Below are 8,109 nucleotides of genomic sequence, written 5' to 3'. Positions count from 1 at the left end.
TCCACCAGCAACAAGCAGGTCAGGCCATGGCGGCCTGACTTAAACGAAACGGCCTCCACAAAAGCCGGGGCGATTCATATGTTTAAAACACATCGTGATTGGGTGGATTTTAAGGGGGAGGTCTTTCAGCCTGATCCAGGCTCAGAGTATTTCAGGGTGGTTGAGCTGGAGTTTTCTTAAGCCCGGTTTAATGTGCGAATAGAGGTGCGGGCGGCTGACGGGGTTTATTACTCGGAAGTGATGCCCGGCGGGATCGGGGAGTTTAAGTAGTTTATGGAGAGGGCTGACGTGAATGATAGGATCTTATCTGTTGACGTGCAGGTAGTGTTGCCAGTGCAGATGACCGGGCGTGATGGTTGGGCACTGGAGCGATTGATCACGCTTCATGAAGTCAAAAGCAACACTTTCAGTCCTCATTATTTCTTTGCCGTGGTGTCGGGTGACGTCTTTCACTGCGGGGGTGGGGAGGGGATCTGACCGTGCGCGTCAAAGACCTGATCGAAGCCCTGTCCGCATTGCCGCAGGACGCGAAAATCATCGTCGACGGCTACGAGACGGGCTTTGATGCCGTGCACGAGCTCGAACAGCTTCAGGTTGTCCAGGTGACGAATCCAATGGACTTTGACGGCCAGTACCAGCTCGAATCCGAACTGAGCGACCGCAGCTGGCATCAGACGCCTGAGCAACGCCAGGACATTCGGGACACCATCGATCATGGCCAGCGGCTCGAAGCCGTTCTGATTCGAGGGAAAAGAGGGCACTTGCGATGAGTGATCTTCCGGCTGACGGACACAAGCTCGACATCAATCCGCTGATCCGTACCCAGCTCGACAGTGCCCCGCTGATCGAGGCCACGGAGGAGCAGATCAAGCGCAGTATCTGGATGAAAAAGCCCCGCCAGACCCTACTTTTTCTGCGAGGCGGACTGGTCAACACCGACTGTTTTCCGTGGTACTACGGCGCCTTCTTTGTACTCAACTGCGAGAGATACTTGGACGGTCTGTTGAGCGAAGAGCAGTTGGATCGCTTTGTGCGTATGCTGCTGAGTGACCTGAACATCCCCTGCCTCAAAGCCATTCACCCGCAGGCGGATATCGAGGGCCTGGTAACGGGCCTGCTGCGCGAGCGGCGGCTAAACACGCGAGAGATCCTGGTGCGCGAGGACATTGACCAGTTCGGGCGCCTGCCGAGCTGGAGCAAGTCCAGTCGGCTGAGCTTCGATCCGAGCACGGCGATCATGCGACTGGTAACCAAGGCGGCACCCTTCGCGATCGCCCTTGGCCACGCCCCGGCGACAGTGCTTGAGCAGCTGATGCAGGAGCTGGGCAAGGCCGTGGATCAGCTGTATGAGCATCCGGCACTCAAGCGCCCGTTTTTTGATCGCTACCTCGATCACTTCCTGATCGGCTACCCCGAGTTGTGGTCGATGGTCGGCGCTGACGCGACCCGCTTCTTGGGCGAGCCGATGATCAAGAAGTACCCCGGCGAAGGCTTTTCCGCCGACAAAGCAGTGGTAAACACCCGCGCTGGAAGGCTGCTTTTTAGGGAAGGCGAAGAACGCTATGGCAGGGAAATGGCAGATCTTATCCTTGACTACCTCCAGGGCTTTGATCCGGGCCTTTTCGACGCCGGTCATCTACTGCTCGATGGCACCCGCAGCCAGGCTTGGCTAGATCGCTGCACGAACCTCGAAAGTGGCCTAATAACCCTGGAGCGGCTACTGGCTCATGGCGTAGTGCACCCGGCGTTGAAGCGACTCGACGGAGTTGCGAAAAGGCTTTCAAACGAGGGACGGCAGGGCGTGATCCGGGAGTACCTGCGCCACGGCAGCAAAGTGACTGAGAAGCTGACAAGGGCCATCATTGAGCTTGTACCCGAGTTGCACGAGTGGGCCTTTGAGCAGTGCGTTGGGCATGCTGAAATCTTGCGTCTGCGCGAGATCCAGGCGCTCAGTCCGGAGCAGATTGGCAGGTTGGACTCTGAGATCAAGCGACGGATCTTGGAGGCGGACATGGGAGTATGAGATGAGTGCAGAGCAGATCGGAAAAGCGAAAGAACACGGGGCTATCGCGGTGCTTTCTCTGCTTGAAAATGCTGGCCTTGCTCAGCGGTTGATGATTGTTAGGGCCATGCGTGGGGATGTTTATCTGAGCTATCTCGTTGAGAAAGCAGCCGGGTACATGATGTGCGACAGGCATCGAGAAGCCGCTTTTTGGAAAATGCTCGCTATTCGACTTGGGGAGCCGAGGCGAGTTAGTGAAAACTATCTGACTGAACTTAAGCGCTTGCGTCGAGCTGAAAAACGGGCTCTGGAAACAACGTATTTTGGGCTCCCGGTCTTTATCTGCGAGGGCCATAAGTGCGTGAGCCGCGGCGACATAGAACGGCTTCCATTTTTTGATTTTTGGGACAAAAGCTCAATAGGGTCAACCTGCCTGGTGGATGGCGGTGTCGTGTATGTCTACCTGCGCGACTGGATGGCTTTTGCAGAGCTCTTCATCAAGACAGGGAGGCATCGCCTCCAATGAAATGCACAACAAGTCGGTGTCCACACACTAGTGTTACGGTGTTATGGACATTAGTGCGTCCCATGGCCAATGAACCGGCTGGCGTCCATCCTTAGACCGCCTCAGGGGCGTTTGTATCGTCCTAGGATCTAGCTGCGACAGACGTCGTGTATCTGCCATTCGAGCTTGGCCATGCCCCATTCCGCTCCCGAGCATCTGGCAGTCTCGCTACGCTTCTGGCCGCTCTCGTCCATTTGATCTCTATATTCCATTGATGGAATATTCCCTTGGGGCTATATTCTCATGGCTTGGGATGTCGAATACACCGACGAGTTCGGTGACTGGTGGGAAAGCCTGTCTGCTGATGAGCAAGAATCCGTTGCTGTGTCCGTTCGGCTTTTAGAGGAACGGGGTCCGTCGCTCGGGTTTCCACATAGCAGCGGAATCAATGGCTCGCGCCATGGCCACATGCGGGAACTGAGAACACAACATGTGGGGCGTCCATACCGGACGCTATACGCTTTTGATCCCAGGCGCTCGGCCATTCTGCTAATTGGTGGTAGCAAGGCCGGTGATGATCGCTGGTATGAAATCAATGTTCCGCTGGCTGACCGTCTGTATGACGAGCATCTGGAGCAGCTTCGGAAGGAGGGCCTGATAGATGGCTACGAAATTTGCAGAACTGCGCGCAAAGATGGCGCCTGAGTCTCAGGTTCGCATCGAGGCAAAGGCCCAGGAGCTGCTGGCTGAAATGCCACTCAATGAGTTGCGTCAGGCGCGTGGTCTTTCCCAGAAGGTGCTGGCCGAGGTGCTGCATGTACAGCAACCCTCGATTGCCAAGCTGGAAAAGCGCACCGACATGTACATTTCCACCCTGCGCAGCCATATCGAGGCGATGGGGGGGCAGTTGGAAGTTATTGCTCGCTTTCCTGATGGTGCGGTGAAGATCAGCAATTTTGCCGAAATCGGGACGGACGCATCCTAGGCGTGAGTCTTCGACTATTGGCGCACCCTCAACCACTGAACCTTGGTTACTAAGATGGCTACCTTGGGAGGGAAATAAAAAACCGCCCACAAGAGGCGGTTTCTTATTGGGTGATTCCCCATAACGGAATGTTACGGAGCATCTCCCGGGCGAAGGAGTACTGACCCACTTACCTTCCACAGCCTACATGGCTGAAATTCTGCATTTAGCAGGGCCTTTCCCGAGGGATAGGTACATTCTCTCTAAACAGCCTACATTGGCTGAGATGGCCTCAGTCAGAAGGCCATTAACGTGGAGCATTCGGGTTGTAGGCCGAGGCCATCCAAACCTTTTTCTAAGCTGCCCAGATGGCAGTGAAGGGTAAAGCATTCTCGCGTTCAGCCACCCGCTGGGCGGTGAAGGTAATTCGCTCGAAAGCGTTTCATCATCTCTAAGCTGCCTATATGGCAGTGAAGTCCGCGAGAACAATTTCATCTTACGGCGCTGCCTACTGGTCGTCAATAGATGAGAATGAAAATTAATTAGTGCATCAGGTGTACTAAGTCGACGGCCATCTCATCCCCTTATCCGTTGGCCCTGGTCGCGGAGCTGCAACCCTCATGCCCCCTGGCGGTTATCGAATCGGAACACGGAAGGAGGAAGGCATATGGATCCCGGCGTCGAAAAGCGACCCGAGCACGAAGGGGCGGTTGAGCGTGAGTGGGACCGACTGTTTGAGTCGCCTCTGTTTGCCCAAGGCGAGCCAGTGGTATTCCAGAGGGTACCGGTATTGATGTCTTGGCGCAGTTCTCGTCGATCTGTGTCACTGCGACGTGGAGGGCGACCCGGTCGCCCCGTGTGTCGGTGTTATTGACATTGGTGCGTCCATGACCAATGAACCTATAGCCCATTCAGATCGTCCGCTTCCGGCCAAAGGCAGTCATTCCCACTCGTAGTATGGCAAGACTTATTGATGCACCGCATGCATCTATGAAGTGCAAATCACCAACATTGTTCATTCTGAATAGCGCTCTCATACTGTAGCCACATTCAGCCAAGCGCCTTTACGTCATGAACTCCGAGCTGCTCGACAATCGACACAGCGATGAAATAGCCGCACTGCTCGCAGTCGCCGACGAAGGCTCGTTCGTGGCTGCCGGACGCCGCTTGCAGCGTCATCCTTCGATTGTTTCGAAGCGCGTAGCGGCGATGGAGGCTCGCTTGGGCGTGCGGTTGTAGCCGCAGCATCACGTCAGCGTGGGCTGCGAGTACCATCACGTTCAGATTGGCGACCTCTCCCGTGGTGACAACCTTCTCCTCTCGTAAGCTAGCCACCGCCTTCTTGACCAGAAGCGGAGCCGTTCCAGGCAGACTTGTAAGGAGGTGAAAGCCGGCTTGGTCGAGGAACAGCGGGCCAGGACCTGACGCAATCATTGGATTCGACGGTGGGATGGCGTAGATGGGTCTCACGTCGCTGTCGACGGGGATGTCGCCGTCGACCATTGGAGGAAACGACTGTACGCCCATGAAGGTCAGCAGCTTCTCGACAGGGTGCTCGTACGTAGTTTCCCAGCCTTCGTCCGTTTTCTTAGTTTTGAGCTTCGCTTTGACGATCAGGTCGCCGGTTTTGACCCAGGCATGTTTTTTCTTGCCTACAAGGTTGGGCATCACCTGGGTCAGTTTCACATGCAGCTGGATGTAGGGCTGCAGCCGACCGCGGAGCAAAACAAGACTCGGTTCGATAGCATGCAGTGCACTGGCATACCGGACATCATTTTCTGAAACGATAGGGTCATCCCATGCAAGCAAGCTGGAATCAGCTGCCTGGTAAAGCTTGATGGGCCTCGCCGCCTGCATGGGCGTTTGTACGAGGGCTTGCCCCACCAGCCAAGGAATGACCGTATACGCGAGCGATGAAATGTCTCCAGGCGTGACTAGGCGACTTGTATCCAGCGGCACCACGTCGGTGACGATCAACTTTCCTTCAATGCCGACCAGTTCCCCCGGTGTCAGGATAGTTGTCGCCTGATCGGATTCACCCAAACTGAACCCCGGGGGCGGAAAGAGCCATGCAATGCCGCGTTACTCTGCTGAACGAAAAGCTGCCCTGCTGAAGAAGCTGCTGCCACCGATCAACCTGTCCGTGGCTGAGGTCGCCCGCCAGGAAGGCGTCTCCGAGATGACCCTGTATGCTTGGCGCAAACAGGCCAAGGCTGAAGGAGCCCCCGTGCCAGGAGACAAGAAACTGCCCGATGACTGGTCGGCCGAGGCCAAGTTCGCCGTCGTGCTGGAAACCGCTGCGCTGTCGGAAATCGAACTGAGCGAGTACTGCCGACGTAAGGGGCTCTACCCCGAGCAGGTGCAGACCTGGCGGCAGGCGTGCATCAGCGGCCAGCAGTCGGCACAGGCGCAGCGACAGGCCGAGCGCGAGCAAGCCAAGGCAGACAAGAAACGCATCCGTGAGCTGGAGCGCGAGCTGCGCCGCAAGGACAAGGCGTTGGCCGAGGCGGCAGCGATTCTGGTGCTGCGAAAAAAGCTGAACGCCTACTGGGGCAACGACAGCGAGGACAACTGATCCCGCTGCCAGAACGGCAGAAACTCGTTGAATGGCTGAACGAAGCCGTCGCCGCAGGTGCCCGTAAAACGTTGGCCTGCAAGGAGCTGAGCGTGTCCCTGCGCACCCTGCAACGCTGGACCGAGGAGAACGTCGTGCGCGCTGATGCCCGGCCCACAGCCAAGCGACCGGTGCCGCGCAATGCACTGAGCCCGGCTGAGCGCGAAGCCATCCTGGCCGTCTGCAACAGCCCGGAATACGCGCATCTGCCGCCCAGCCAGATCGTGCCGAGGCTGGCGGATGCCGGGCGTTACCTGGCCTCGGAGTCGACGTTCTACCGCGTCCTGCACGCAGCCGATCAGCAGCATCGCCGCGGTCGCAGCCAGCCACCGCGCACGGTGAAAGCGCCGACCAGCCATGTAGCGACCGCCGCCAATCAGGTCTGGTCATGGGACATCACCTATCTCCCGGCGGCGGTACGCGGGAAGTATTTCTACCTGTACCTGATCGAGGACATCTACAGCCGCAAGGCGGTGGGCTGGGAGGTCCGCGAACAGGAAAGCGGCGAGCTGGGTGCCATGCTGCTGCAACGCAGCGTGCTCAGCGAGCAGTGCCTGCTCAAGCCGCCGGTACTGCACTCGGACAACGGTGCACCGATGAAATCGGCGACCATGCTGCAAAAGATGTACGACCTGGGCGTCACGCCGTCGCACAACCGCCCGCGGGTGAGCGACGACAACCCCTACTCGGAATCGCTGTTCCGCACGCTGAAATACTGCCCGCAGTGGCCGAAACAAGGCTTCGCCGACCTGGAAGCGGCACGTTGCTGGGTGAGAGATTTCATCCGCTGGTACAACCACGAGCACCGGCACAGCCGCATCGGTTTCGTGACACCGGCAGAGCGCCATCGGGGTGAAGATCACCGCGCGCTGGCCCATCGCCATGCGCTGTACCAAGAAGCCCGCCAGCGCATGCCGGAGCGCTGGTCAGGCACCACACGCAACTGGACGCCGGTCGGAGCGGTGACACTCAACCCCGAGCGGGAGCAGGAACAACAGCCGCAGAAAAAGGCTGCCTGAAAACACGGTCGACGCGACAACTATCTTGAAAAACGCCGGGGGCGCCCGCCTCAGAGCCGCAACCAACCGACCTTTCAGGACGCACCGAACACCCAGTTTCAGGTACATCGGTCTGTCGCCGGAGCGTACCTGGCGCCGCCGCGATAACCGGCCGAAGTTCGCTCTGCCATATACAGGAACATTTGCGTTGGCGGCGTGGCCGGTTATGCTCTAAAAATATTAAATCGATGACGCCAATTCCCGACAAAGGCCTGCCACGATGTTCACGACCCGACTGAAGCAAGAGTTAAAGGAGTTGCGCGAAGAACTGTCGCTTGTCGAGCAAGTGCGCGACAGCCTCGACAAAGAAATGATCGCCGCCTCCCTCGACCCGCAGGGGCGCTTCCTCTCGGTCAATGCCAATTTCGAGAAAGAGATGCTCTACCGTGCCGATCAGATTCTCGGCCGCCCTCTGCTGGAGCTGATACCGAATCACCTGCGTAACCAGGACTTCTTTCACCGGGTTCGTCAGGCCCTCGAACGCGGCGAACACCTGGCCGGGGTTATCCGCATCAAGCGGGGCAATGGCGAGGAGGCCTGGCTTCGCTCGATCCTGCAGCCGATACGCAACAGCCAGAACCAACTGCAGTCCTTCTCGATCTATGCCAGCGACCTGACGCGCACCATCGAGACTTCACTCGAACATGAATACCTGGTCAAGGCGCTGCAACGCTCCACCGCCGTGATTGAGTTCAATCTCGATGGCGAGATCGACACCGCCAATCAGCGCTTCCTCGATGCCATGGGTTACAACCTGGCGCAGATACAGGGCAAGCATCACCGCATCTTCTGTGATCCTGCGATGGCCAGTTCGCCGGAATACCCGCGCTTCTGGGAGCAACTGCGCCGCGGCGAATTCGTCGCCGGGCGCTTCAAGCGAGTCGATGCCTATGGCCGTGAAGTCTGGCTGGAGGCGTCCTACAACCCGGTCACCGACGCGCAGGGCAATCTCTACAAGGTGGTGAA

Annotated in this window: 8 protein-coding genes and 2 pseudogenes; all 10 read left to right on the top strand. The window is 57.8% G+C overall.

The window, feature by feature from the left end; genetic code table 11:
* The coding region (locus EGJ86_RS25170; RefSeq protein WP_218565867.1) for a hypothetical protein at nucleotides 1-180 on the top strand (180 nt) is incomplete at its 5' end.
* Between the two features lie 108 nt (nucleotides 181-288).
* A complete protein-coding gene (locus EGJ86_RS03435) occupies nucleotides 289-477 on the top strand; it encodes a hypothetical protein (protein WP_125834064.1) in 189 nt (62 codons plus the stop codon).
* 2 nt (nucleotides 478-479) lie between these two features.
* The gene (locus tag EGJ86_RS03430) at nucleotides 480-770 is read left to right on the top strand and encodes a hypothetical protein (RefSeq protein ID WP_125834063.1); all 291 of its coding nucleotides are present in this window, start codon (nucleotides 480-482) and stop codon (nucleotides 768-770) included.
* The gene (locus EGJ86_RS03425) at nucleotides 767-2,023 is read left to right on the top strand and encodes a hypothetical protein (protein ID WP_125834062.1); all 1,257 of its coding nucleotides are present in this window, start codon (nucleotides 767-769) and stop codon (nucleotides 2,021-2,023) included. Before EGJ86_RS03430 ends, EGJ86_RS03425 begins: the two co-directional genes overlap by 4 nt.
* 1 nt (nucleotide 2,024) lies before the next feature.
* Nucleotides 2,025-2,528 (top strand): hypothetical protein, encoded by a 504-nt coding sequence (locus EGJ86_RS03420; RefSeq protein WP_125834061.1) that lies wholly within the window; start codon nucleotides 2,025-2,027, stop codon nucleotides 2,526-2,528.
* A 282-nt stretch (nucleotides 2,529-2,810) separates the two neighbouring features.
* Entirely contained in the window at nucleotides 2,811-3,212 is a 402-nt protein-coding gene (locus EGJ86_RS03415) for a type II toxin-antitoxin system RelE/ParE family toxin (RefSeq protein ID WP_125834060.1), read from the top strand.
* Nucleotides 3,169-3,492 carry an XRE family transcriptional regulator gene (locus EGJ86_RS03410; RefSeq protein WP_125834059.1) on the top strand — a complete coding sequence of 108 codons (324 nt, stop codon included), beginning with the start codon at nucleotides 3,169-3,171 and terminating at the stop codon, nucleotides 3,490-3,492. The genes EGJ86_RS03415 and EGJ86_RS03410 overlap by 44 nt, the downstream gene beginning before the upstream one ends.
* Nucleotides 3,493-4,542: 1,050 nt before the next feature.
* Nucleotides 4,543-4,707, top strand: a pseudogene (locus tag EGJ86_RS03405) (LysR family transcriptional regulator); the annotation flags it as partial.
* Between the two features lie 838 nt (nucleotides 4,708-5,545).
* Nucleotides 5,546-7,104 (top strand): IS3-like element ISPa31 family transposase gene (locus EGJ86_RS03395; protein ID WP_125834058.1). Its coding sequence is split into 2 segments (ribosomal slippage): nucleotides 5,546-6,008 and nucleotides 6,008-7,104, totalling 1,560 coding nucleotides; the frame shifts between segments, so codons are not numbered across the junction.
* Between the two features lie 259 nt (nucleotides 7,105-7,363).
* A pseudogene (locus EGJ86_RS25545) lies at nucleotides 7,364-8,089 on the top strand (PAS domain-containing protein); the annotation flags it as partial.
* Nucleotides 8,090-8,109 lie beyond the last annotated feature (20 nt).

The sequence above is a fragment of the Pseudomonas sp. o96-267 genome (assembly GCF_003935465.1).
GTDB classification, from domain to species: Bacteria; Pseudomonadota; Gammaproteobacteria; order Pseudomonadales; family Pseudomonadaceae; genus Aquipseudomonas; species Aquipseudomonas sediminis.
The sequence above is the reverse complement of the archived record's forward strand: the minus strand, read 5'-3'. Positions and strand labels throughout refer to the sequence as shown.